The organism is Mucilaginibacter sp. PAMB04274, assembly GCF_039634385.2.
In the GTDB taxonomy this organism is placed as follows: domain Bacteria; phylum Bacteroidota; class Bacteroidia; order Sphingobacteriales; family Sphingobacteriaceae; genus Mucilaginibacter.
Map to the genome: position 1 here is coordinate 5,071,574 of NZ_CP155081.2, position 22,443 is coordinate 5,094,016.

General features: G+C 43.3%; 22 protein-coding genes. 8 read left to right on the top strand and 14 right to left on the bottom strand.

All coding sequences use genetic code 11. The features are described from left to right. Positions 1-21 precede the first annotated feature (21 nt). Positions 22-1,275, top strand: a complete 1,254-nt coding sequence (locus ABDD95_RS21890) for an aminotransferase class I/II-fold pyridoxal phosphate-dependent enzyme (protein ID WP_345949492.1) — start codon at positions 22-24, stop codon at positions 1,273-1,275. 179 nt (positions 1,276-1,454) lie between these two features. Here ABDD95_RS21890 and ABDD95_RS21895 read toward each other — a convergent pair whose 3' ends face one another. Next, positions 1,455-2,171, bottom strand: a complete 717-nt coding sequence (locus ABDD95_RS21895; RefSeq protein WP_345949493.1) for a hypothetical protein — start codon at positions 2,169-2,171, stop codon at positions 1,455-1,457. Positions 2,172-2,226: 55 nt separating this feature from the next. Here ABDD95_RS21895 and ABDD95_RS21900 point away from each other — a divergent pair, with 55 nt between their 5' ends. The 3 genes from ABDD95_RS21900 (at position 2,227) to ABDD95_RS21910 (ending at position 5,519) form a co-directional block, all read left to right on the top strand. Beyond that, positions 2,227-2,937 (top strand): SAM-dependent methyltransferase, encoded by a 711-nt coding sequence (locus ABDD95_RS21900; RefSeq protein WP_345949494.1) that lies wholly within the window; start codon positions 2,227-2,229, stop codon positions 2,935-2,937. 105 nt (positions 2,938-3,042) lie between these two features. Beyond that, positions 3,043-3,879: a hypothetical protein gene (locus ABDD95_RS21905; RefSeq protein WP_345949495.1), complete on the top strand. Its 837-nt coding sequence runs from the start codon at positions 3,043-3,045 to the stop codon at positions 3,877-3,879. A 29-nt stretch (positions 3,880-3,908) separates the two neighbouring features. Further along, positions 3,909-5,519 carry an FAD-dependent monooxygenase gene (locus tag ABDD95_RS21910; protein WP_345949496.1) on the top strand — a complete coding sequence of 537 codons (1,611 nt, stop codon included), beginning with the start codon at positions 3,909-3,911 and terminating at the stop codon, positions 5,517-5,519. A gap of 165 nt (positions 5,520-5,684) precedes the next feature. Here ABDD95_RS21910 and ABDD95_RS21915 read toward each other — a convergent pair whose 3' ends face one another. From ABDD95_RS21915 to ABDD95_RS21930, 4 genes are all read right to left on the bottom strand, one after another. After that, positions 5,685-6,284 (bottom strand): tRNA-(ms[2]io[6]A)-hydroxylase, encoded by a 600-nt coding sequence (locus ABDD95_RS21915; RefSeq protein WP_345949497.1) that lies wholly within the window; start codon positions 6,282-6,284, stop codon positions 5,685-5,687. Positions 6,285-6,415: 131 nt separating this feature from the next. After that, entirely contained in the window at positions 6,416-6,988 is a 573-nt protein-coding gene (nadD, locus tag ABDD95_RS21920; protein WP_345949498.1) for a nicotinate (nicotinamide) nucleotide adenylyltransferase, read from the bottom strand. Positions 6,989-7,067: 79 nt separating this feature from the next. Next, positions 7,068-7,631 carry a guanylate kinase gene (gmk, locus tag ABDD95_RS21925; RefSeq protein ID WP_345949499.1) on the bottom strand — a complete coding sequence of 188 codons (564 nt, stop codon included), beginning with the start codon at positions 7,629-7,631 and terminating at the stop codon, positions 7,068-7,070. 86 nt (positions 7,632-7,717) lie between these two features. Next, positions 7,718-8,593: a YicC/YloC family endoribonuclease gene (locus ABDD95_RS21930; RefSeq protein ID WP_345949500.1), complete on the bottom strand. Its 876-nt coding sequence runs from the start codon at positions 8,591-8,593 to the stop codon at positions 7,718-7,720. A 136-nt stretch (positions 8,594-8,729) separates the two neighbouring features. On the opposite strand from ABDD95_RS21930, the gene ABDD95_RS21935 reads away from it, so the two are divergent. After that, positions 8,730-9,491: a hypothetical protein gene (locus ABDD95_RS21935; RefSeq protein WP_345949501.1), complete on the top strand. Its 762-nt coding sequence runs from the start codon at positions 8,730-8,732 to the stop codon at positions 9,489-9,491. Between the two features lie 60 nt (positions 9,492-9,551). On the opposite strand, the gene rnc is transcribed toward ABDD95_RS21935, so the two are convergent. The 3 genes from rnc to ABDD95_RS21950 are packed head-to-tail and all read right to left on the bottom strand — an operon-like array spanning position 9,552 to position 11,802. Continuing rightward, positions 9,552-10,277 carry a ribonuclease III gene (gene rnc, locus ABDD95_RS21940; RefSeq protein WP_345949502.1) on the bottom strand — a complete coding sequence of 242 codons (726 nt, stop codon included), beginning with the start codon at positions 10,275-10,277 and terminating at the stop codon, positions 9,552-9,554. A gap of 13 nt (positions 10,278-10,290) precedes the next feature. Continuing rightward, a complete protein-coding gene (gene fabF, locus ABDD95_RS21945; RefSeq protein ID WP_345949503.1) occupies positions 10,291-11,544 on the bottom strand; it encodes a beta-ketoacyl-ACP synthase II in 1,254 nt (417 codons plus the stop codon). 21 nt (positions 11,545-11,565) lie between these two features. Then, on the bottom strand, positions 11,566-11,802 hold the full coding sequence (locus ABDD95_RS21950; RefSeq protein ID WP_008508386.1) for an acyl carrier protein: 237 nt from the start codon (positions 11,800-11,802) through the stop codon (positions 11,566-11,568). Between the two features lie 156 nt (positions 11,803-11,958). On the opposite strand from ABDD95_RS21950, the gene ABDD95_RS21955 reads away from it, so the two are divergent. Next, entirely contained in the window at positions 11,959-12,381 is a 423-nt protein-coding gene (locus ABDD95_RS21955) for an IPExxxVDY family protein (protein ID WP_345949504.1), read from the top strand. A gap of 70 nt (positions 12,382-12,451) precedes the next feature. Continuing rightward, positions 12,452-13,888 carry a pyruvate kinase gene (gene pyk, locus ABDD95_RS21960; protein WP_345949505.1) on the top strand — a complete coding sequence of 479 codons (1,437 nt, stop codon included), beginning with the start codon at positions 12,452-12,454 and terminating at the stop codon, positions 13,886-13,888. 696 nt (positions 13,889-14,584) lie between these two features. On the opposite strand, the gene ABDD95_RS21965 is transcribed toward pyk, so the two are convergent. The 5 genes from ABDD95_RS21965 to ABDD95_RS21985 form a co-directional block, all read right to left on the bottom strand. Further along, positions 14,585-16,708, bottom strand: a complete 2,124-nt coding sequence (locus ABDD95_RS21965) for an LruC domain-containing protein (protein WP_345949506.1) — start codon at positions 16,706-16,708, stop codon at positions 14,585-14,587. 54 nt (positions 16,709-16,762) lie between these two features. Then, positions 16,763-16,903 (bottom strand): hypothetical protein, encoded by a 141-nt coding sequence (locus ABDD95_RS21970; protein WP_345949507.1) that lies wholly within the window; start codon positions 16,901-16,903, stop codon positions 16,763-16,765. 423 nt (positions 16,904-17,326) lie between these two features. Continuing rightward, positions 17,327-19,039: a TonB family protein gene (locus tag ABDD95_RS21975; protein WP_345949508.1), complete on the bottom strand. Its 1,713-nt coding sequence runs from the start codon at positions 19,037-19,039 to the stop codon at positions 17,327-17,329. 16 nt (positions 19,040-19,055) lie between these two features. After that, complete coding sequence (locus ABDD95_RS21980) at positions 19,056-19,427, bottom strand: BlaI/MecI/CopY family transcriptional regulator (protein ID WP_345949509.1); 372 nt, start codon at positions 19,425-19,427, stop codon at positions 19,056-19,058. A 9-nt stretch (positions 19,428-19,436) separates the two neighbouring features. Then, positions 19,437-19,916, bottom strand: a complete 480-nt coding sequence (locus ABDD95_RS21985) for a hypothetical protein (protein WP_345949510.1) — start codon at positions 19,914-19,916, stop codon at positions 19,437-19,439. 102 nt (positions 19,917-20,018) lie between these two features. On the opposite strand from ABDD95_RS21985, the gene ABDD95_RS21990 reads away from it, so the two are divergent. After that, entirely contained in the window at positions 20,019-21,422 is a 1,404-nt protein-coding gene (locus ABDD95_RS21990; RefSeq protein ID WP_345949511.1) for an MBL fold metallo-hydrolase, read from the top strand. Positions 21,423-21,652: 230 nt separating this feature from the next. On the opposite strand, the gene ABDD95_RS21995 is transcribed toward ABDD95_RS21990, so the two are convergent. Continuing rightward, positions 21,653-22,342: a Sir2 family NAD-dependent protein deacetylase gene (locus ABDD95_RS21995; RefSeq protein WP_345949512.1), complete on the bottom strand. Its 690-nt coding sequence runs from the start codon at positions 22,340-22,342 to the stop codon at positions 21,653-21,655. Positions 22,343-22,443 lie beyond the last annotated feature (101 nt).

The following is a 22,443-nucleotide window of genomic DNA, read 5'->3' on the forward strand; positions in this document are numbered from 1 at the left end:
GCCGCTCATAAACAAACAACTATGAGCGTATCGGTATTAGCGCAAACCCTTAAGGGTTCTGAAATTATAAAAATCGGAAACGAGATAAACGAATTGAAACGCCAGGGGCAAAATATTGCCAACCTAACCATCGGCGATTTTGATCCGAACATTTATCCCATACCCGATGAACTGCGTGAGGGTATTATTGAGGCTTACCAGGACAACCAAACCAATTATCCGCCTGCCGATGGCATATTAGAGTTACGTAAACAGGTGTCGGCATTTTTAGCCAAGCATCATAACATACAGGTTACGCCTAATGAGGTATTGATATCCAGCGGTTCTCGCCCGTTAATTTACTCCACCTTTTTGGCTTTGGTTGATGCTGGCGACAAAGTAATTTACCCTGCACCATCATGGAACAACAACCATTATTGCCACATTACCGGTGCGCAGGAAATTGCAGTTATTACACATCCCGAAAATAACTTTTTACCTAAAGCTGCCGATATTGCGCCACATATTAAAGGTGCCACGCTACTTTGCCTTTGCTCGCCGCAGAACCCTACCGGCACCATGTTCGAAAAAACCGACCTGGAAGAGATTTGCGACCTGGCAATTGCCGAAAATGCCACCCGCCAGCCAGGCGAAAAACCTTTGTACATTATGTACGACCAAATTTACGCTATGCTTACCTTTGGCAAAAAGCATTACGACCCGGTTACGTTACGCCCCGAGCTAAAAGACTACGTAGTTTATATTGATGGCATTTCGAAATGCCTGGCAGCTACCGGCGTACGTGTGGGCTGGGGTTTCGGTCCCGAAAACATTATTGGCAAAATGCGCTCAATTGTAGGCCACATGGGTGCCTGGGCGCCAAAAGCCGAGCAGGTAGCAACAGCCCAGTTTATACAGCAGGATGAGCAGCTGCAGAATTACTTAAGTAATTTTAGCGGCCGCATACAGGAGTGCCTTAACACTTTATACCAGGGCTTTCAACAATTAAAAAGTGAGGGGTTTGCAGTTGATGCGATTGAACCCATGGGCGCTATTTACCTAACTATTAAGGCAGACTACATTGGTAAAAGCACGCCCGAAGGCGATGTATTAAAATCATCGGCCGATATTAACTTCTATCTGATCAAAGCCGCTAAAGTTGCATTGGTACCGTTTTCTGCCTTTGGTGCTGATGATGATGTTACGTGGTTCCGCGCGTCGGTTGGTACTTCCACATTAGAAGATATTCAAGGCATGATCCCACGCATCCGTGAGGCACTGAGCCAGTTGAAGTAAGTTTACAAGTACCGGATTTAAGGCTAAAAAATACTACTGTCATCTCGAGCGTACGCGAGAAATCTTTTTAAAGCGAAGAGCTTACACCTTCAAAAAGATTTCTCACTATCGTTCGGGATGACATTTTTTGTTTATGATCGACTGACCAAACCCGCTCTTAAAACCCCGCTCATTATTATCTATGCTGCATCTGATATATACCTTACCAAACTGCGCTTGGCAACCGGTAAAAGCGTTTCTTCCAGCGGAAAGCTTATTTCGCTTTGTACATGGTACATGGCCGGGTTTGGTAAGTGTTTGCGGTTTTTGATCAGTTGCAGTTTAATAGACTCTGGGGTGTTTACAAAATTAGGCTCAAAGGTATCTACCAGGCTAATGTGTATGCCCCGGTATTTGTCGTCTGCGTTCTCAAACAGCGTAATCTGGTACTCGTAAACCCAGTTGGTTTTTTGGCTGCCATTGCGTAGGGTGAAGTAGCCGTTATAGGGCAAAAGCGGCACTACGCCTACCGGGTCAATATCGAGGCAGCTCTCTACAAAATCGTAAATCTGTTTGCCGGTTTGTATGGCAGGGTCCATTTTACGCATAGCATAACCAATAATGTGCTCTATCTCATTCATTGTGACATCATCCTGCACCATTCTTTGGTAAGTAAGCTTCAGTGCCTCAAAATCCGCCTTACTTAGCCGTTGTGGAAAACTATGCTGTAAAACAGTTTTGTTGTTTTTAAACTCAAGCAAGTTATTATAATGAAATATGAGATCGGCTAGGTTTGGGTACAGATGATTCTTATCGAAATGCCGGTTTATCTCTTGCAGGTAGCCTAATAAAACGTACTTTTTGTGTTCAAAATCAATTGCTCCCTCAATAAACCAGTTCTTGCTTAATGATTTCATACGCTAACTTTTTTAAGGTTACCTAATTTAAAAATAAAAAAGCCAACTTTGCACCATGCCTGCCGGAACACTTTACTTAATCCCGGTTCCGCTTGCTGATGATGCCGCGGCCCAATCCTTTACGCCCTATTTGGTACATACTATTAACCAGATAAGTGAGTATATTGTTGAGAACGAAAAAACTGCCCGCAAATTTTTAAAGTTGGCCGGTTTAATTATTCCTCAAAGTCAGCTTGTTGTACATGATTATGGCAAGCACCAGCGCAACAATGACCTGAAAGACTTTTTCACCGGCCTCCTTGCCGGTAAAGATGCCGGTTTAATGAGCGAAGCCGGCTGCCCCGGCATTGCCGATCCAGGTGCCGATATTGTGGCCGAAGCACACCGCAAGGGCATCAAAGTGGTACCGCTGGTGGGGCCAAGTTCTATATTGCTGGCTCTAATGGCGTCGGGCTTTAACGGGCAAAGCTTTACGTTTCATGGCTATCTGCCTATTGATAAAGTGCAACGCAGTAAACGTATTAAGGATCTGGAAAACCAAGCGGAGCGTTTGAGTCAAACACAGCTGTTTATTGAAACGCCTTTTCGCAATAACCCGTTGTTAGATGAGATACTCAAAACCTGTAAGCCATCTACCCGCCTATGCATTGCCTGTAACCTTACTGCACCCGATGAGTTTGTAAAAACACAAACCGTTGCCCAATGGAAACAACAACAACCTGATTTACATAAAAAGCCAACTATATTTTTGCTATATAAATCGTAAAAGCAGTGGTGTAATACTGCAATTAGCGGGTAACAGCTGTATACTATTTGATGGTCGCAAAACCATTTAAGAGAGGTGTGCGTTTGCTTTATTAAAACTAGCTTCATGCCTCAGCATAACTACAATCATTTGCCAAACCTATTTGAAGCCGCCCGCAGTTGTGACCCCATTAAAGTAAAACAGCTGATTACGGCAGATACCGATTTATCATTAATGAATGAGTATGGCTTTAACGCATTACAATGTGCTGCTGCGGGCAGCAATTCATGCAAAGATGAATCTAACTTAATAGAAACCCTGAAAACGCTAATAGAAGCAGGCAGTCCGTTAGAAGCAAAAAGCGGCGACGGGAGAACGGCTCTCTTTTTGTTAGCCGAATTTTCGCCTTTTGTTGCACCGGTTCAGTTTATGATTGATGCCGGGGCGAATGCTGACGTTAGCGATAAGCATGGTAACCATATTACGCGGAATGCAATGATGGAAGAAGTGCAGGAGTTACTGAGCCAAATTACCGGCGTGGCATTACAGGAGCCCGAACCAGAGCCCGAACCTGTAAAAATGAGCTCAGCAACATGGAACAAGGCCCGAAAAGCTATTGACAAAGTGTTTGAAGAATTAAACGGCATGAACATTATTGCGTTAGCAGACGCCGGTTATACGCAATCAGATGCTTTTGCAGACTGTTCGCAACTTTTTCATGAACGTGAGAACAACAAGGATATAACTGGCTTTTGCTTTTACACCCGGCAGGATTTAAACACCGCTAAACGGAGCAGCCAATTATATTTAGGCATTTGGGGTGCTCCTGATGGCAATGATGAGAATACAATTGCCATTGGCGAGCAAGTCATATCAGTGTTTGAACAGCATAATTTTGAAACCAACTGGAATACCACAGCAGGAACCCGACCTTGTGTTTTGTTGTACAGTTTTAACGCATAGTCGAATTTTTCTGACCATATTTGAGTTATATGACGCCTGTTGCACAGGGCCCCGCCCAAGTACTCATTATAGGTGCCGGCCCTTCCGGATTAATGATGGCTGCTCAGCTGCTTCGCTATGGCATACAACCGGTTGTTATTGACAGTCGTCAGGGTCCTACGCATCAATCAAAGGCATTGGCTGTACAGGCCCGCTCGTTAGAGATTTACCGACAGTTGGGTATTATTGACCCGGTTATTAAAGGCGGCAGGCAGGCGTCGGGCTTACATTTTAATTATGATGGGCAAGCTAAAGCTACCTTCGCTATAAAAGATACAGGTCAAGGCTTTACCCCGTTCCCATTTATTCATATTTACGAACAAAGTAAAAATGAACGCGCGTTGCTTGGCTATCTCACGCAAAACAGTTGCCCGGTTTACTGGAACACCAGCTTAATTTCGCTTCAACAAGGAACGGGTGTAGTTAGCGTAACGCTTGACAACCAGGAGCAGCAATATAAGTTGATTTGCAATTGGCTGATTGGTGCTGATGGCGCACACAGTACCGTTAGGCACCAATTACAATTCCCTTTTTCCGGCGATACCTATCCCAGCCAGTTCTACCTGGCCGATTTGGTGCTGGATAGTGATGAGGATTTTATGAACCTATTTTTAACACAAAAAGGATTTGCCGGCTTTTTCCCCATGCCACAAAAAAACGCCTACCGCGTAGTAGGTAATATAAGCAATGATCTATTGAACAAAGCAGACCTGACGTTTGAAGATGTATTGCCTAATTTGAATGAGAAAGTGCGCAAGCCATTAAACATCAACGAATGTACCTGGTTTACCACCTACCATTTACACCATCGCATGGCCGAAAAATTTAACTTGGGCCGTTGCTTTTTAATTGGCGATGCCGCCCATATACATTCGCCGGTGGGTGGACAGGGTATGAATACCGGTTTGCAGGATGCCTACAACCTGGCATGGAAACTTGCAGGCATTATAAACAAGCGGCTAAAAGCTGAAGTGTTAAACACTTACGCAACTGAGCGCATGCCGGTAGCCCGCAACTTGCTCAAAACTACCGACAGGGCTTTTAAAATGGTAATGTCGCGCAATTTGATGGCGGGCCTGTTCAAGAAATTTATATTACCGCTTGTATTAAAGCGGGCCTGGCTGAATCAAAAGAGCCGGTTCGAGTTTTTTAAGCGCATTTCTCAAACCGATATCAGTTACCAGCACAGTAGCTTAAGCCTACACCTAAGCCAGTTAAAAACTATTAAAGCCGGCGACCGCCTGCCTTATTTAAAGCTGTATGACGAAAAAAAGCAGCAGGAGACCGATCTGCATGCCTGGTGCAGTAAGCCGGGCTTTACGTTGATAACCATGGGGCCATTACAGGAACTTTATGTATTTAGCCTAGCCAAATGGATTACACAGAACTACAACGGCTGGCTTAACTTTTTTCATCTTCCGCCTTCGGTAAAAAACCAGCAGGTGTTCGATGCTTTTGAGATTCGTACCGGGCAAAGCAAAGCAATAATTATACGCCCAGATATGCACATAGGGCTTGTTAACGATGTAGTTGATTTGGAAATGATGAAGAATTACCTGGAAAACGTAGCAGGGTGCCTCCCAGATGAGCGTATTATTTAATCAAGTTACATGGCTGTCATCTCCAACATTACTGGAAATCTTTTTCCGCGGATAAACTGATTGCTTTGAAAGAGCTCTCCGCATACACTTTAAAAGACATTTTTATATCTAATTAAATATTAGTCTTTTAAAGCCCTATCTTGGAGAGAGGGTTGGAAGGAGCCTTTACCCGTGTATAGTTTCTTTCTTACCGTAATTTTTTATCACTTCGGCCTCGTAGGCTAAAAAGGCTGTCCAGCGGGAATCTACATCAACTTTGCCGGCATACTTTTTAGCCAGGCGAATAAAGGTTGTGTAATGGGTGGCCTCACTAATCATCAGCTCATGATAAAAGGTGGCCAGCTCAGCATCGTTAATATTCTCTGACAAAACTTTAAAGCGCTCACAACTGCGCGCCTCAATCATGGCAGCAAACAACAGTCGATCAATCAGCTGTTCTTCGCGGCTGCCACCCTTCTTCAGAAATTTTAATAGTTCGCCCACATAATCATCCTTACGCTCGCGGCCCAGCACATAGCCACGCGCCAGTATAATATCATGCACACGCTTAAAATGGTCCATTTCTTCCTGCACCAGCAGCGCCATTTCCTGCACCAGATCGCTCAGGTTTGGGTTTTGCACAATAAGAGTAATGGCATTGCTGGCTGCCTTTTGCTCACAAAAAGCATGATCAGTCAAAATTTCTTCAATATTGCTTTCCACCACGTTAGTTACCCAACGCGGGTCAGTAGGCAATTGCAGTTTCAGGATGGTTTTCTCGCTCACAAGTGCAAAGATAATGAAGGAAGGGTGAAGAGCCAAGAATCAAGGACGAGGACTTCTACTTAGCACAATTTCGACAAACAGAGTTTACTTAGATTGCTAATTTAACCTTAATCTTGTTTTCTACCTACAAATCAGCTGTACAAATTTTTGCTCTCAATAAACCTTAGTACCGGCTCGGGCACAAAGTACTGCACGTTCTTTTTTTGGGCAATAGATTGGCGGATAAAAGTGGCCGAGAGTTCCATAAGGGGCGTCATGGTAATAGTTACGGATGGATGCGAAGCCAGCTCTGCGTTTTCATAACCAGGCCGTGGGTAAACGTATACTTTATAATCGCGTAAAATGAGCTTGTAATTCTTCCACTTAGGTAAGCTGGCCAGGTTGTCTGAACCCATAATTACAGCAAATTCATGTTGCGGGTATTGTTCTTTGAGGTGAGTAAGCGTATCAATAGTGTAGGATGGCTGTGGTAGCTTAATTTCTATATCGCTAACTTCCAGGTTATCGGCATGATCGGTAGCCAGGCGGGCCATTTCAAGACGATCATAAGTATTAATGAGGCCGCCATATTTTTTGAATGGGTTTTGCGGCGTAACCACCAGCCATACCTTATCCAGTTCGGTATAGTTAGCCATATAATTCGCAATAATTAAATGACCAATATGGATGGGATTAAACGAACCGAAAAGCAGGCCTATCTTCATTTCTACTCTGTTTGCAGTTAAATTACTCAATTACCGTCAATATAGCAATGGAGAATAACTGCAATTCTGCAGTTAAGTTTTATCCGTTCAGGAAATCACCAACCAATTGCTCAGCTTCCTGACACGCGGTATGCAAATCGTAATTCTTTAGGATTACATCAAACTTAGGCGCATAGTTCAATTCTTTTTCAGCCTTATCAAACCGCTCTTGCAACTTGGATGGGCTATCAGTACCCCGGCCAGTAAGGCGTTCTTTAAGTACTTCGAGCGATGGCGGCTGTACAAATATAGCCAGGGCCTGATCCTGGTATTTGCGTTTAAGGTGGAGGCCTCCTTCTACATCGATATCAAATATTACGGTTTTCCCTTTTTTCCAAATCCGCTCAATCTCCTGCCTTAAGGTGCCGTAAAATGTGCCGGTATATACCTCTTCAAACTCCACAAACTGCTTTTTGGCAATACGGTGCAAAAATTCTGCCTGGCTAATAAAGTAATAATCTTTACCATGTTCTTCATCACCCCGGGCCTCGCGGGTAGTAGCCGAAATGGAAAACTCTAGCTCCGGAAATTTAGAAAGCAGGTGATGCACAATAGTAGTTTTACCAGCGCCCGACGGAGCAGAGAAAATAAGCAGTTTACCCATTTTAGTTATTCAGTTATTTGTTATTAGGTAATAGATGGGCCACTAAACTACTTTCTTAGCAACTTAATAACCCTGTAACTTAATAACTATAGCACATTTAATAATTGTTCTTTTATCTTTTCAAGTTCCTCTTTCATGCCTACTACCAACTTTTGCATGCCAGCATCATTAGCTTTTGAACCTAAGGTGTTAATTTCCCGGCCAATTTCCTGAGAAATGAAGCCCAGCTTTTTACCATTGGCATCGGCGCTTTGCAAGGTTTCTAAAAAATAGAGGCAATGTGTTTTCAAACGCACTTTTTCTTCGGTAACATCCAGCTTGTCTATGTAATAGATCAGTTCCTGTTCGAAGCGGTTCTGGTCAACATTCTCGCTTCCAACAGCATCGGCCAGGTATTGGTTAAGCCGCTCGCGTACCAGGGGGACGCGCTTGGGGTCTTCAATTTCTACTTGTGCCAGGTTGTCCATAATAACCTGAATGCGGCCGGTTACTTCCTGCTGCAATACGTTACCCTCATCACTCCTAAATTGCTGAAAGTTTGACAAAGCTTGTTTAAACGTACTGTCTACGGCTTTCCACTCCTCTTCGGTGATGGTTTCTTCGGTATATTTAACTACCTCGGGCAAGCCCAAAGCCAGTTGCATAAGGTTACCTGCCGGTTCGTTCAATTCGGCGCTTACGGCTTTTAACTGTTCGTAATAATGTTTTAGCAGGGCAGTATCAATTCCGGCAGCTTTAACGGCCGAACCGGTTTGCTCCACATTGATGGATAAGTTTACTTTTCCACGTTCAATTTGCTTGTTGCACTCGGTGCGTAATTGAAATTCTTTTTCAGAAAAAGCCTTAGGAATTCTTAACGATAGTTCCAGGAATTTGCTATTCAGGGATTTGATCTCAACGGTGTACTTGGTGCCGCCCGCATCGTGGGTTGCAATGCCGTACCCTGTCATGGATTTTATCATGTGCAAAGATAGCGTTTTTTAGGAAATGCTAAGTAGTTGACCGGCGAGTAGTTAAATATCTTAACCGCATAGTAGGAAAAGCTTAACTATTTTTAACAGATGGACCGTTTTATTAACCGTAACTTTGTAATAAGACATGAAGTTACTGCAGCGTTTTTTTACTTGGATAACCTTTAGCCTATTACTGGCTTTACTACCCGGCCTGGCTTTTTCGCAAACGCAGCAACCATTAAACGGTATTATTTTTAACAATAAAACCATGAATAGGGCTGCACAGGTAAGTGTAACTAACCTGCGGCACCATTCCATCGTTTTTAGCAGCGATATAGGCACTTTTAGTATTGCGGCAGCGCTTGGCGATACTTTGCTGTTTACCAAAGCTGGATTCACCAGTCAAAAACTGGTTGCCGGCATTCAAAGAGATATGATGGTGTACATGGTGCCAGCGCTTGAACTGGAAAGCGTAATAGTAAAAGGCAAAACACGCAAGCAGGAACAACAAGAGGTTATGGACACCTACCGCAGTAAAGGCATTTATTATAACGGCAAGCCACCGGCACTTTCCTTTCTCTCTTCACCGCTCACAGGGGTATATGAGTTGTTTGGCAAAGAACCCGGACGCGCACGCCACTTTGCGGCACAAATGAAGCGCGAAAACGAGCAGACCGAAGTTAACAAGCGCTATACGTTTGACTTAGTTAAGCGCATAACCCAACTACCCGACGAAGATGTAAAGCCCTTTATGCTGGCCTACAACCCGCCGTACCCCGAAATTTTGAAGTGGAATGATTACGAACTAATCCAGTTTATCAACACCTCTTTTGCCGGTTACAAACAAGCTAAGCGTTTACCTAAGCTAAATTCGTTAACGGAGAAAGAGAAACCAGTTAATCAATAAGATGTAACGTAGCTATAACTTTAAAACGCTGGCACAAAGGAGTTCAAATTGAGGTAACTGCTAAATTCCTAACGCTTCACAAGCTTTCTCAGCCGCCAGCTTTTCGGCGTTCTTCTTGCTGAATTCTTTACCAAGGCCCATAATTTCGCCATCAACGTTTACCTGTACGGTAAATAGTTTACTGCTTTCACCATCCTGGTTTTCGGCTAATTCAAACATCACATCTTTGCCGTGGCGCTGGCACCATTCAATGAGCTTGCTTTTAAAATTAGTTTCGGTTTGCTCAAGGGTATGAATATCAATATGCGTTTTAATAATGCGATTGATGAGAAAACCTTTGGTAAAGTCGTACCCTTTATCCAAATACACCGCACCTATGAGCGCCTCAAAAGCATCACCAAAAAGCGAGCTCTGGCGGGTAGAGTTTACCATGCGGTTATCATACTGTATCAGCTGATCGAAACCCAGCTTACGGGCCAACTGGTTTAAATTGTTGCGGCTTACAATTTTGGATCGCAGTTCTGTTAAAAAACCTTCATCCTGGTAAGGGTACATTTTAAATAACACTTCGGCCACTACACTACCTAAAACGGCATCGCCCAAAAATTCCAGCCGCTCGTTACTGTTCTTAACACCCTTTTTAATAGACTGCGCAACCGATTTGTGCCGAAATGCCAACCGGTATAAAGACAAATTGCCCGGCACGAAGCCGAGCAAATTCTTTAATGTTTTTACGTATTTACGGTGAGGCGATAAGTAAAGCTTATATAACCGGCTGATAGGCATCAAAAACGAATAATTATTCTTCGTATTTTTTAAATATCACTGAGGCGTTGTGACCGCCAAACCCAAAACCATTGCTTTGTGCAGCTCTCACTACACGTTTTTGCGATTGGTTAAAAGTAAAATTAATACGCGGATCAAAAGCCGGATCATCGGTAAAGTGGTTAATGGTTGGCGGAACCAGATCATTTTTCACAGCCAAAATGGCTGCAATAGCTTCAACCGCACCAGCAGCACCAAGCAAATGCCCGGTCATGGATTTGGTTGAACTGATGTTGATCCTGTAAACCTCATCACCATAAGCTTGTGTAATTGCTTTAACTTCCTGCGGGTCACCAATAGGTGTGGACGTACCATGAACGTTCACGTAATCTATATCGGCGGGGGTCATGTTAGCATCTTCCAGTGCGGCTTTCATTACCAGGGCAGCGCCTAAACCTTCGGGATGCGGTGCCGTCATGTGATAAGCATCGGCACTCATGCCGCCGCCTACCATTTCGGCATAAATTTTTGCACCACGTGCTTTGGCGTGCTCCAGCTCTTCCAGGATAATTGTTCCTGCACCCTCACCTGCTACAAAACCGTCGCGGTCCAGATCAAACGGACGCGAAGCTGTTGCCGGATCATCATTACGGGTACTCAGCGCATGCATGGCGTTAAAACCACCAATGCCGGCCTCGTTAATAATGGCTTCAGAACCACCTGTAATGAACATGTTAGCTTTACCTAAACGAAGGTAGTTAAAGGCATCAATAAGTGAATTGTTGGATGACGCACAGGCCGATACCGTTGTAAAATTAGGCCCTCTTAATCCATATTTGATAGAAATATGCCCTGGGGCAATATCTGCAATCATTTTTGGAATAAAGAAAGGGTTAAAGCGCGGCGTACCATCACCTTTGGCAAAGTTTACCACTTCATCCAAAAATGTTTTTAAGCCGCCAATACCCGAGCCCCAAATTACACCGATACGATTGGTATCCAGCTTATCAAAATCTAATGCTGCATCTTTAACCGCCTCTTCGGTGGAGTATAAAGCGTATTGCACAAAAGGATCGAGCTTACGGGCATCTTTGCGGCCCAGAAAAGCATCGGCATCAAAATTTTTGACCTCGCACGCAAACTTTGTTTTAAAGTGCGTGGTGTCAAAACTTTTAATCAAGTCAGCGCCACTCACCCCGTTAATTAAACCGTTCCAATATTCTGAAACCGAATTACCAATCGGAGTAAGCGCACCAAGCCCGGTTACTACTACTCGTTTAAACTCCATCTAATATTTTTGAGGGAGTTCTTATTTAACGTTTTTTTCCAGGTAAGCAATAGCCTGGCCTACAGTACCGATAGTTTCAGCCTGATCGTCAGGGATAGCTACGTTAAATTCTTTTTCAAACTCCATGATCAGTTCCACGGTGTCTAATGAGTCAGCACCCAAATCGTTGGTGAAACTAGCTTCAGGCGTAACTTCACTTTCGTCAACACCTAATTTTTCCACGATGATTGCTTTTACTCTTGAAGCGATATCAGACATAATAATCTATGTTAAAATGATTAAATAAAAATTCTGTGCAAAGAAAAATAAATTTACTTAAATATCAAATCTAAAATCTTAGCATTGGTTACAACAAAATTTTATTGCAACGGTTTCAGTTCGTAGCTTTACAGCGCAAAAATATCTAATATAGTTTTGACAAAAAAGGTTTTAAAGTTTGAGATCGATCTTGACTTCGTCCTGATAGCGATCAATACCCCCTTAAAAGACTACCGGGTTTGTCACTTTATTAACAAGTATCTGAACTTTGATTTTAAAAAACAACCCGAATTAGCGGTTGACATTTACCAAAGCACCACCGAGCCAGCCTACTTTTCGATATACCATTACCAGTGGGAAACCACCGAAACCGATTTTTATTTTATTGCCAATAAGGGCTCTGAGGGCCTTTTAATACCCGAAATGCGCGAGGTTGATTATTTTTTTATGATCAAAAACTTTATTGACGAAACCGATTTAAATAACATTTTAAGCCTGTTAAATCGTATACCGGAAATAATGGCCGCCGTAAAGATTGAACCTAAAAAGATAAAATCACGTGAAAATCTATTATTTTAGCGCAAATTTTGAAAGTGTAATCTTTACACCATCACCATACATTTTAACTACGACCAGATAAAACCAACATATGAAATTATCTTACAACAGAACTAAAATTGTGGCCACCATGGGCCCGGCCTCGTCTAAAAAGGATGTATTATTAGCGATGGTTAAAGCCGGGGTCAACGTTTGCCGCCTTAATTTTTCGCACGGCAGACCAGAAGATCACCAGAAAACGATTGATCTGATCCGCGAAATTAATGAGCAGCACAAAACCAATATCGCTATTCTGGCCGATTTACAAGGCCCGAAAATCCGTATTGGCCTGGTAAAAGACGGCGGTATCCACCTGGTAAACGGCAAGCACATTAATATTACTACTAAAGAAGCCATAGGCGATGAAAATAACATTTACATCACCTATGATACTTTTCCGCAGGATGTACAAGCTAACGAAATCATCTTATTGGATGATGGAAAGCTGCAACTTAAGGTAATTGAAACCAACCGTAAGGATAACGTTCTTTGCGAAATCATACATGGCGGCATTTTAACATCGCGCAAGGGTGTTAACCTGCCCAACACCAAAGTTTCTATCCCCAGCTTAACCGAAGAAGATTTAACCAACCTGGAATTTGCATTGCAAAATGATGTAGAGTGGATTGGTTTATCATTTGTACGCACAGGAGAGGATATTGTAGAATTAAAACGTATTATTAGCCGTAGTGGAAAGGCGGCCCGGGTAATTGCCAAGGTTGAAAAGCCCGAAGCGATTGACAACATTGACGATATTATTGCCGCAACCGACGGTGTAATGGTGGCCCGTGGTGACCTGGGTGTTGAAATGCCTTTGGAAGAAGTGCCTCTGTTACAAAAAATGATTGCCCGTAAATGCCGTGCGGCTTCAAAACCGGTAATTGTTGCTACCCAAATGTTAGAGAGCATGATTACTACCCCACGCCCAACACGTGCCGAGGTGAACGACGTAGCCAACTCCGTACTTGACGGTGCGGACGCAGTGATGTTGAGCGGCGAGACATCTGTAGGTGAGTTTCCGCTAATTGTTATTGAGACCATGGCTAAAATTGTACGTAACGTTGAGGAGCGCGGCTATCCGTTTAATGCGCCTAAAGATGTATACGAGGACAATAGTCATCCAAATTATTTAAGCAATGCCGTTTGCGAGTCTGCCGTTCACTTATCACAGCACACCAACGCAGTAGGCATCGTATCGATGACTTTCTCGGGTTACACTGCCTTCGAAATTTCGAGCCACAGGCCAAAAGCTAATACTTACATCTTTACCTCGAATAAGCAATTACTGAACGCGCTTAGCCTGGTTTGGGGTGTTAAAGCTTTTTATTATGACAAGCTGGACAGCACCGACGAAACCATCAGCGATGTAAATAACATACTAAAAGGTGAAAATCTAATTGAAGTAGGCGATGTGGTTATCAACACCGCAGCTGTGCCAATTTCAAACCAAGGCAAAACCAACATGCTGAAGGTAACTGTTATTGAATAAGTAACTCAATAAGTTTTGAAGCCGCTCCTTGAGCGGCTTTTTTTGTTTTAGGCCAGCTCATAATGAGGTAGCAAGATATTCCTGCCTAATCAAAACCCATGCACGATGTTCACCTGAGCAATACCTTATAGCGTTATGATGGCGCTGCCGCCTCTCAAAGCAGAACCACCGGCCCACACCTACCAAAACAACAACTACGCTCCTAAAGCGTTTAAACAGGCCTTAGCGGCCAGCTTTAACATCAGAACGACCCTTACATCAACTGATTGTAACTACGGCTTATCCATAAATTTAACAATATGGATGACAACAACCTCATGTTTGTTTCTAATGACACTTCTTGTCAACAGGTTATGCGAGCGTAATTTGGTCATCTCAGCCCATGGACATTTAAAAGCCTACTATTGTTATCACAATGCTTAAGTTAATTGTTGTTACTCACTCGTTTGCTCCCGGCGCATAGCCGAGCCAGCGCAACACCCACCACCGCGCCATCCCCTGCTGGGTGCAGTGACATACCTGCGCTTATTTTCCTTAAGGAATCTTACGTACCCATGTAAATCATAACAGACAACAAAAAATATCAACACCGTTATATTAAGCGGCAGCAAGAACTTTTGCTGCAATTTATTTTCTATAACACAAAAAAGCCGCCCTTGTAAAGGGCGGCTTCGCTTAGTTAATCAGTTAAACCAATTACTTATTATAAATCTTGGCCGAATTACGATAACCGGTTGCGGTATTGCTATACCAATCGGTAAAGCTGGTACCGCCAGAAGTTGCCCATTCTGAGAAATGCAGGTAAGCTTCGTTAATTGGCTGCAGCTCAAACGGATGATTGAACGTACCGTTGTAGCCAATAGCCCATGGCCAGTTTTCTTTCGATATGTAGTATTTACCGCTGCCTGGTACAGATGCATCATCGTCGGTGCCAAACAAACTGTTAGTTGCTTTATCGGTAGGTGCAAAGCCTGGCAGGTGAATCTCATAACCACGACGCATATCACTGATAAGGAACGGATTGAAAGACGACACTTGCAGGTTGGCAGCAGCAACCGGAGAAGTAAAGGTAATGTTTACGGTAGCAAGGCTGCTGGTTACTTTATCTTTGGTTGATAACACATTGATGAAGTAAGCACCGTCGGGGTTTCTAATCAAATTCTCATGATTGTCAAACGGAACAATTACCGCTTTACTTTGACCGCTTTCTACACCGCTGCTGGCTTTATTAATACTAGGAGCCTGTTGCCCGGTAACTGCGCTTACTGCAGCTGCTGCAACCGGTAACTGCACACCAAAACCATTGTGGAATGAGGCACCTGATGCGGCTACGCTGTACTCACCTTTTAAGTTAACAACTTGGTTGCTGGCATTGTTAATAAAGGTGTAGCGGTAGCTCACTACCAAATCGTTCAGGTCATAATCACCCTTTTTAGGCCAGTTATCTTCAAAAGCAATGTTAGCATAAGTACTGGCTGACGGGTAGTAGCTCACATAAGCTCTAGTAGGATCGGTAGGGAAAGCATCTTGCTCATCCTGCACACCATCACCATCGGTGTCGCCACCCTTATCAATTACAGTAACGCCTGAGTTAGATATAGCGTTGGTTACTGTTGAAGTGGTATAAAATATCAGGTCATTAAAGTCTTCGTCTGATGTATAGCCATTAACATTAGCGCTTGCTGATTGACGGTTACAATCTTCAAAACCAGTTAAATACAGGTTATGAACATCATCGTACAAAATTACGGAGTGCTTACGCAAAGTACTGTTGCTCTCCGGGTTAAATCCATTATCGCTAAAGAACTTTTGCGCACTGGTACTTACACCGCTACCAGTCCAAGCATCTTGTAATAATACAAAGGCAATAGACGTGCCTGCATCAAAGTTGCCCAGTTTTACTTTATCGCCGGCTTTTAAGCCACCGCCCGAACCATAGGCCGATGCATTAGGAAATACGTAAGTAATCTTATCGATACCATCAACAATAGTTCCGCCACTACTTCTCGAAGGCGGGTTACCCGTTCTATAAGTATAGTAGGCTAAAGCGCTCTGATAGCCAGCGCCTTCAGCCACAAAAGTAATGTACACGTCAGATGTTTTAACCACGTTGATGGTTGAAACAGCATTTGATGAAAGGTATTCTGGGTGCTTATCACTCACTTTGCTTCCCTCAGGCAATGAGGCATTGATGTAAGACAGCAATGATGCATCAACTACATCAGGTGTAGTTTCCAGGTACACCGGCCGGCCTAAGCTTCTTGGGAAAGTTGATGTATTAGTAAAAGCAGTAGAAGCACTATATGAACCAGGGTAGCTATATTCAGTAGCTAAAAAGCCGGCAATTTTTTGGCTCAAGCCTGTTGCAGAAGCAGAACTGTTAACAGCATCGGCAATTACATCGCCAGTGTAGCCGTCTTTACCGCCTAATGTAACGGTGATGGTATTACCGGCCGAGATAGCTGCCTGTGCGTTACGCATTACACCCAGATAAGCCGGGTCAATAATCAATTTGGTAACTGATGTTGGCACCGTAACTACACCTTGCAGCACACCGCTGCTATTAGTTACACCTTTAAAAATCGGATCGCCGGTATTGGTAGGCAAATAAACGCTTACAACTACGCCGCCCAGTGCCTCGTCGTTATTAGCTTTAAGGGCTAGGTTCAACGTAACGTTTTTGGTTGTGTTGAAGTTAAACCCGTCTGGCGCAATTTTCGCGAGCGTTGTTGTCTCCTCTTCAGGTTGGTTGCGATCCTTTTTACAGGATGACATCGCTACCACACCTGCTAAAAGGGCATAAGTAAAAATGGATTTCATATAAAAAATTGAGTTGTTTAAAAGTGATATAGCGTTTTCAGATAAATGCTTTAGCTAATAGGATGTAAGCGCTAAGAGGACGATGAAATACCTTGTTGCAATAGGCCCTGATGAGAGATTGGCCTGCACAAATTTGTACAGGCAACGCAGTAAGGGCTTTAAAGCCGGCGTAGTATAAGTAAAGGTTCTATTCATCTATTAATAGTCATATTAAACTTACTTACACTGTTTAAGCGGGGGAATAAGTATCCCATTGGCGTCCTGGAGTAGACACATTAAGGAAATCACCAGAAATTCTGGATTTTGCAACACCCTGCTGAAACAGCGGGTTGATTAATTGCCGGCGTTGATAATCAACCTATATATACGACTTATACGGTTTAATATACAGATGGGTTACGCCCATTTAAAAAAATATTAAATGGAAGTATAAAATATTACCAATAACTAAATAGAAATTAATATTTAATTACGATTTAAATAAGATGTTCAACGGAGGATTATTTCTGTTACGGATGTAAATGCGCCTTTCGTTATAGAAGGATTCAACCTTAGCGACAACTTGTTCTTTATAGGGGCGTATGTCAAAAAAAAGCCGGTTTTGCACCGGCTTTCTCTTTATTGCTTTTTAGTGGTGATGACCACCACACCGTCTTTCGACTTTTCGCCATAGAGGCGGGTAGCAGCTTCATCTTTCAGTACGTTTATGCTTTCAATATTTTTAGTGTCCAACTTTGTAAGCAACGTTCCGGGTGGCATTTCTTTGCCATCGATATAAATCAACGGTTTTTCGCCAGCTGCTGTGCGCTCATTATACCTGAATGTTACCAACATCTTTTTTGTGGCCTTGCTGGTATCACTTTCGCCTGTAGGTTTAAAACGCACATTTCTGATCATATTAAAAGTGGTTCGGCCTGCTTTTTCTGTATCAATGGATTCATTAATTCCTTCATCTGTAGTAAATACAACAGGTACGGTATATTGCACGCGTACCTTCCGGCCGTTCTGCTCACCTGCTACCCACTTGGGCGATGCCGATATAGCCCTAACAGCTTCTTCAGCGAGCCCATTACCCGGATTATTAATAGCTTTTACATCTGATAACGATCCATCCTGCTCCACTACAAAAGTGACTATTACCCTGCCTTTTTGGTTATGCTCACGGGCACCAGCCGGATAACGGATCATTTTTCCTAAAAACTCATGAAAACCGGCCATACCACCCGCGAATGACGGTAACTTTTCCACCGAGGTAAAAACTTCGTTACGGGCTACTTCTGCACTACTGTCGGCGTTAACCGGAATACTACCGGCTGATAAACTTACTGGTGTTGTACTTTGTGTTGGAATACCGGCCTGGCTTAGCTGCAGCTCTTCTGCCCGCACTTTCTTCTTTTCTTTATCAGTTATGGGGTTTATAACCAGCTTCTCCACAGCCTGAGGCGTAAGAGGGGCTTCGATAGCAAAAACCTTTTCGGCCTGTTTTTGAATGCTGGTAACAACAACGCTATTGTTTAAGGTGGCCGACGACAAGGCCAGCATCAGCGCAAATAACGGCGCCGAAAAACCATACTTAAGCAGTGCACTATAATTCGATTTGTTTTTTTGCAGCATTAGAATACGCTGCTTAAGCACGCTGTTATTGAAAAAAGGATTAAGCAGATGATGTACCGGGGCATTAAAGGTTTGACTTAACAGCAGCATGGCATACTCCGCCCTGCTAGCGCCTGCTTTGAGCGCATCGCGGTCAGCAATAAACTCATGAATGTGTTTTATACTACTACGGTATAAGTAGGCCACCGGGTTAAACCAGTTGAGTATCATGATCAGCTCAATCAACAAAACATCAGCCGAATGCCACTGACGGGCGTGCACTTCCTCATGTGCTAATATAACCTGATGGTTATGCAACTGCTCATCTACCTTTATTTTTTTAAAGAATGACCATGCCGCAGCCACCTGCCCGTTGCGCATAATGCGGCTAAGCAACATTAACTGCCATACCAATTTTAAAGAAAGTACAACAATACCGGTTATATAAACCCCGCCAATTACCTCGCCCAGCGTAACCGGATCTGGCTGTACGGCTTTAATGCGGAATATCACTGCCGGACCGGCACTATAAATGGTTTGCTGTACTTTTTGAGTAATAAACCATTGTTTAACTACATCGAGCTGAATAATGGGTATAAGAAATGACATAACCGCAGAACCTATCAGGTAAATGCGATTGAGCTGAAAAAACGTCTCGCGCCGTAGCAACAAAGCATAAAATCCATAAAACAGGATCAGGTACAGGTTGCTGAGCAATAGATAATGCCACCAGGTCATAACTTAATGCATTAAATTATTTGTCCTTAAATTTTTCTATCAGTTTCATAATCTCGTCAGCCTCTTTCACGTTGATCTTTTCTTTCTGCACAAAAAACGAGAACATGCGTTTTACAGAATTATCAAAATAGCCGGTCAGCAATTTATCTGAGGCAAAGTTTTGGTACTCATCCTTGCTGATGATGGGATGATACTCATGACTTTTACCATAAGCGGTATGCCCTACAAAACCCTTAGTTTCTAATATACGAATGATGGTTGACACCGTGTTATAAGCCGGCTTGGGCTCGGGCAGCTGGTCAATCACATCTTTTACATATCCTTTTTTGATTTGCCAAAGCACATGCATCAGTTGCTCTTCTGCACGGGTTAGCTCTTTAATTTCCATAGTGCGCTATTATTTACTATTTTGATACAGCACCGGACTGCATTGTGCAAAACGGGTGTTACCAGTAATATTAATTTTGTAGTTCTGTATAAAATCTTTCAGCAAAGCTACAAACTGCTTTTGCTTTTCTTCGTTAAGGCTGGTAGTTTTTAGGTTTACAAGGTAATAACTAATGCTGCCGTCCGGTTCAAAGTAAATCCGGTTAAATATACGTGTGGGCTTATCCCATATAAATCCATGTTGGTTTAAGTACACCTGCAGATTATTAAGCATCTGTGTATAGGCCTTTATAAACTCACCTGTCTTTTGCCCTTTAAAAACTGCCTTTGTGCTGTCGGCATCTAAAGCACTGCCATAAGCTTTGTCTAACTTCATCATTGAATAGCCTTGCTGTTCGGCATTCTGAAAGGTATCGGCCACATGCTGTGCATGGCAGCCAAATGATAGCAGAAGCAATACAGGCAATGCAATGATCTTAACGGTGTTCATTTTAATAAAGCTACAACTAATTCTTTAGTCGTCAAACTTTTTTTTGCCTCGCCTGAACATTTGCCATTTATAATAGTTGTTTTGCTTATTAAATAAACCTACATGCATATTACTTTTCATGGTGCCGCACGCAATGTAACCGGCAGTAAACATATTGTTCAGTTAAATGACGGCACTACTATACTTTTAGATTGCGGCATGTTCCAGGGCCTGGGCGAAAAAACCGAGGACATGAACGAACACTTTGGCTTTAATCCGCAAAAGGTAGATTACATGATCCTTTCACATGCCCATATCGATCATTGCGGCCTGATACCTAAACTGGTGGCCGAAGGGTTTGATGGCACTATTTTCTGTACCGCCCCTACCATGGAGCTGGCTCGAATACTGTTAATGGATTCGGCCAAAATACAGCAGCAGGATACCGATTACATCAATACTAAACGTAAAAAAAGGAATCAGGAACCGTTAACGGCACTTTATACTGAAGAACAGGCCATAGATGCGCTGCGCCTGTTTAAAATAGTGGCTTATAACGAAGAGGTGGAAGTAACACCGCGCATTAAGTTTATACTGACCGATGCCGGGCACGTGATAGGCAGTGCAGCGGTACACTTGTCTATCTTGGAAGAGGGTAAGCAAACCCAAATAACCTTTAGCGGTGATGTAGGCCGTTATGGTGATTTGCTGCTGCGCTCCCCGCAAAAGTTTCCGCAGGCCGATTACATTTTACTGGAGTCGACCTACGGCGATTCGCTGCATAAAGACCTGGGGCCAATTGAGGATGCTTTGCATGAAATTATCCACCAAACCTGTGTAGTTAAGCGCGGCAAGGTTATTATACCGGCTTTCAGCGTGGGGCGTACGCAAGAACTCCTTTACGCATTGAACGCGCTCGAATTGCGTGGCATACTCCCCGATGTAAATTACTATGTGGACAGCCCGCTATCAGACAAAGCCACGCAGGTAATTAAAGACCACCCTGAGGTATACAATCAGGAGGTGAAAGAAGTGATGAAGATTGATGACGATCCGTTTGCATTCAAAAATCTACGCTTTATACAATCTACCGAAGAATCAATAGCCCTGAATGAGGATACACGGCCCAGTGTTATCATATCCTCATCGGGCATGGCTGAAGCCGGGCGGGTAAGGCACCATATCCGTAATAATATTAATAACGATAAAAATACCATATTAATAGTAGGCTATTGCGAACCTAACTCGCTTGGCGGTCATTTAATGCGTGGCGACAAGGTTGTTTATATTTTTGGCGACGAATATGAGGTAAAGGCCGAGGTATGCAGTATTAAAAGCATGAGTGCCCATGGCGATTATGAAGACCTGCTGCACTTTTTGAACTGCCAGAACCCTAACAAAGTGAAAAAGATCTTCCTGGTACATGGCGAGTACGAAACCCAGCAAAAGTTTGCCGGTACGCTAAAGGAAAACGGATTTAACGAAATTGCAATACCTTACCAGCACGAGCGTGTAGATTTGATGTGAAATGGTTATTAGCTGCTTAAGCAACAAATTATTATTGGGCAGCCCAACCATACAACACACTGATTAAACACTGTATTATTTGATCACGTAATATATCAAATAATACAGTTCAGGAGAGTTTATTATCCTGAACATGGTAGAAGCTCACCGCAAAAAATATCTGCAGAAAGCTGGGCGCCAGTTCCTTTACCAAATTGGCCACGATGCCGGGCTTTCGATTTGATATATTGCTATAGCACGTTCATTAATGCCTCAATCACCTGGGGTACACCTATTGTAGCTTTGGCTTCTATTTTATGCACTTCGCCACCGCTGCGTACATAGGGTATGTGTGGGTCTATAATATATTTTGGAACATCAGCAGGTACGTAATCAATTAAGCCAGCAGCCGGGTAAACGGCTAGTGACGTACCTACAAGCATAAAAATATCGGCAGTGGTACATAGTTGTGCGGCCTTACTAATCATAGGCACATCCTCGCCAAACCACACCACATGCGGGCGCAGAGGCGATCCCAGTTCACAAACCTCGTCCATGTTTATCTTCCAACCCTCAATTGGATAAGTAAGCTTGGGGTTAATGCTCGATTGCGACCGCGTGATGATACCATGCAAATGCACCACCTGTTTTGAGCCGGCCCGCTCATGCAAATCATCAATGTTCTGCGTAACAATGGTTACATCATACTTATCCTGCAAACGAGCCAGCGCGTAATGCGCCGCGTTGGGTTGCGCTTCCAGTACCGATTTTCGGCGCATGTTATAAAACTCCTGCACCAGCGCCGGGTTACGCTGCCAGCCGTGGGGCGTGGCTACTTCCTCAATATCATACCCTTCCCAAAGCCCATCGCTGTCTCTAAAGGTTTTTAAGCCACTCTCTGCACTAACGCCTGCTCCTGTTAATACAATAACTTTTTGCATATTATAAAACTTATCTGCCAATAAGCACCGTTCAATCAACAAGCATACTTCAAAGCTGTTTACCCCGCTCCTGCTAATTAAATTTCGGCTTTAAGTTACCT

What these genes read in the sequence shown, in the direction of transcription:
- ABDD95_RS21890 (WP_345949492.1), top strand. Translation starts at nt 22, where the DNA reads ATGAGCGTATCGGTATTAGCGCAAACCCTTAAGGGTTCTGAAATTATA.
- gmk (WP_345949499.1), bottom strand. Translation starts at nt 7,631, where the DNA reads ATGGGTAAACTGCTTATTTTCTCTGCTCCGTCGGGCGCTGGTAAAACT.
- ABDD95_RS21905 (WP_345949495.1), top strand. Translation starts at nt 3,043, where the DNA reads ATGCCTCAGCATAACTACAATCATTTGCCAAACCTATTTGAAGCCGCC.
- ABDD95_RS21985 (WP_345949510.1), bottom strand. Translation starts at nt 19,916, where the DNA reads ATGAACACCGTTAAGATCATTGCATTGCCTGTATTGCTTCTGCTATCA.
- ABDD95_RS21975 (WP_345949508.1), bottom strand. Translation starts at nt 19,039, where the DNA reads ATGACCTGGTGGCATTATCTATTGCTCAGCAACCTGTACCTGATCCTG.
- ABDD95_RS21990 (WP_345949511.1), top strand. Translation starts at nt 20,019, where the DNA reads ATGCATATTACTTTTCATGGTGCCGCACGCAATGTAACCGGCAGTAAA.
- ABDD95_RS21910 (WP_345949496.1), top strand. Translation starts at nt 3,909, where the DNA reads ATGACGCCTGTTGCACAGGGCCCCGCCCAAGTACTCATTATAGGTGCC.
- ABDD95_RS21965 (WP_345949506.1), bottom strand. Translation starts at nt 16,708, where the DNA reads ATGAAATCCATTTTTACTTATGCCCTTTTAGCAGGTGTGGTAGCGATG.
- ABDD95_RS21930 (WP_345949500.1), bottom strand. Translation starts at nt 8,593, where the DNA reads ATGATAAAATCCATGACAGGGTACGGCATTGCAACCCACGATGCGGGC.
- ABDD95_RS21995 (WP_345949512.1), bottom strand. Translation starts at nt 22,342, where the DNA reads ATGCAAAAAGTTATTGTATTAACAGGAGCAGGCGTTAGTGCAGAGAGT.
- ABDD95_RS21970 (WP_345949507.1), bottom strand. Translation starts at nt 16,903, where the DNA reads ATGAATAGAACCTTTACTTATACTACGCCGGCTTTAAAGCCCTTACTG.
- rnc (WP_345949502.1), bottom strand. Translation starts at nt 10,277, where the DNA reads ATGCCTATCAGCCGGTTATATAAGCTTTACTTATCGCCTCACCGTAAA.
- ABDD95_RS21950 (WP_008508386.1), bottom strand. Translation starts at nt 11,802, where the DNA reads ATGTCTGATATCGCTTCAAGAGTAAAAGCAATCATCGTGGAAAAATTA.
- ABDD95_RS21895 (WP_345949493.1), bottom strand. Translation starts at nt 2,171, where the DNA reads ATGAAATCATTAAGCAAGAACTGGTTTATTGAGGGAGCAATTGATTTT.
- fabF (WP_345949503.1), bottom strand. Translation starts at nt 11,544, where the DNA reads ATGGAGTTTAAACGAGTAGTAGTAACCGGGCTTGGTGCGCTTACTCCG.
- nadD (WP_345949498.1), bottom strand. Translation starts at nt 6,988, where the DNA reads ATGAAGATAGGCCTGCTTTTCGGTTCGTTTAATCCCATCCATATTGGT.
- ABDD95_RS21980 (WP_345949509.1), bottom strand. Translation starts at nt 19,427, where the DNA reads ATGGAAATTAAAGAGCTAACCCGTGCAGAAGAGCAACTGATGCATGTG.
- ABDD95_RS21935 (WP_345949501.1), top strand. Translation starts at nt 8,730, where the DNA reads ATGAAGTTACTGCAGCGTTTTTTTACTTGGATAACCTTTAGCCTATTA.
- pyk (WP_345949505.1), top strand. Translation starts at nt 12,452, where the DNA reads ATGAAATTATCTTACAACAGAACTAAAATTGTGGCCACCATGGGCCCG.
- ABDD95_RS21900 (WP_345949494.1), top strand. Translation starts at nt 2,227, where the DNA reads ATGCCTGCCGGAACACTTTACTTAATCCCGGTTCCGCTTGCTGATGAT.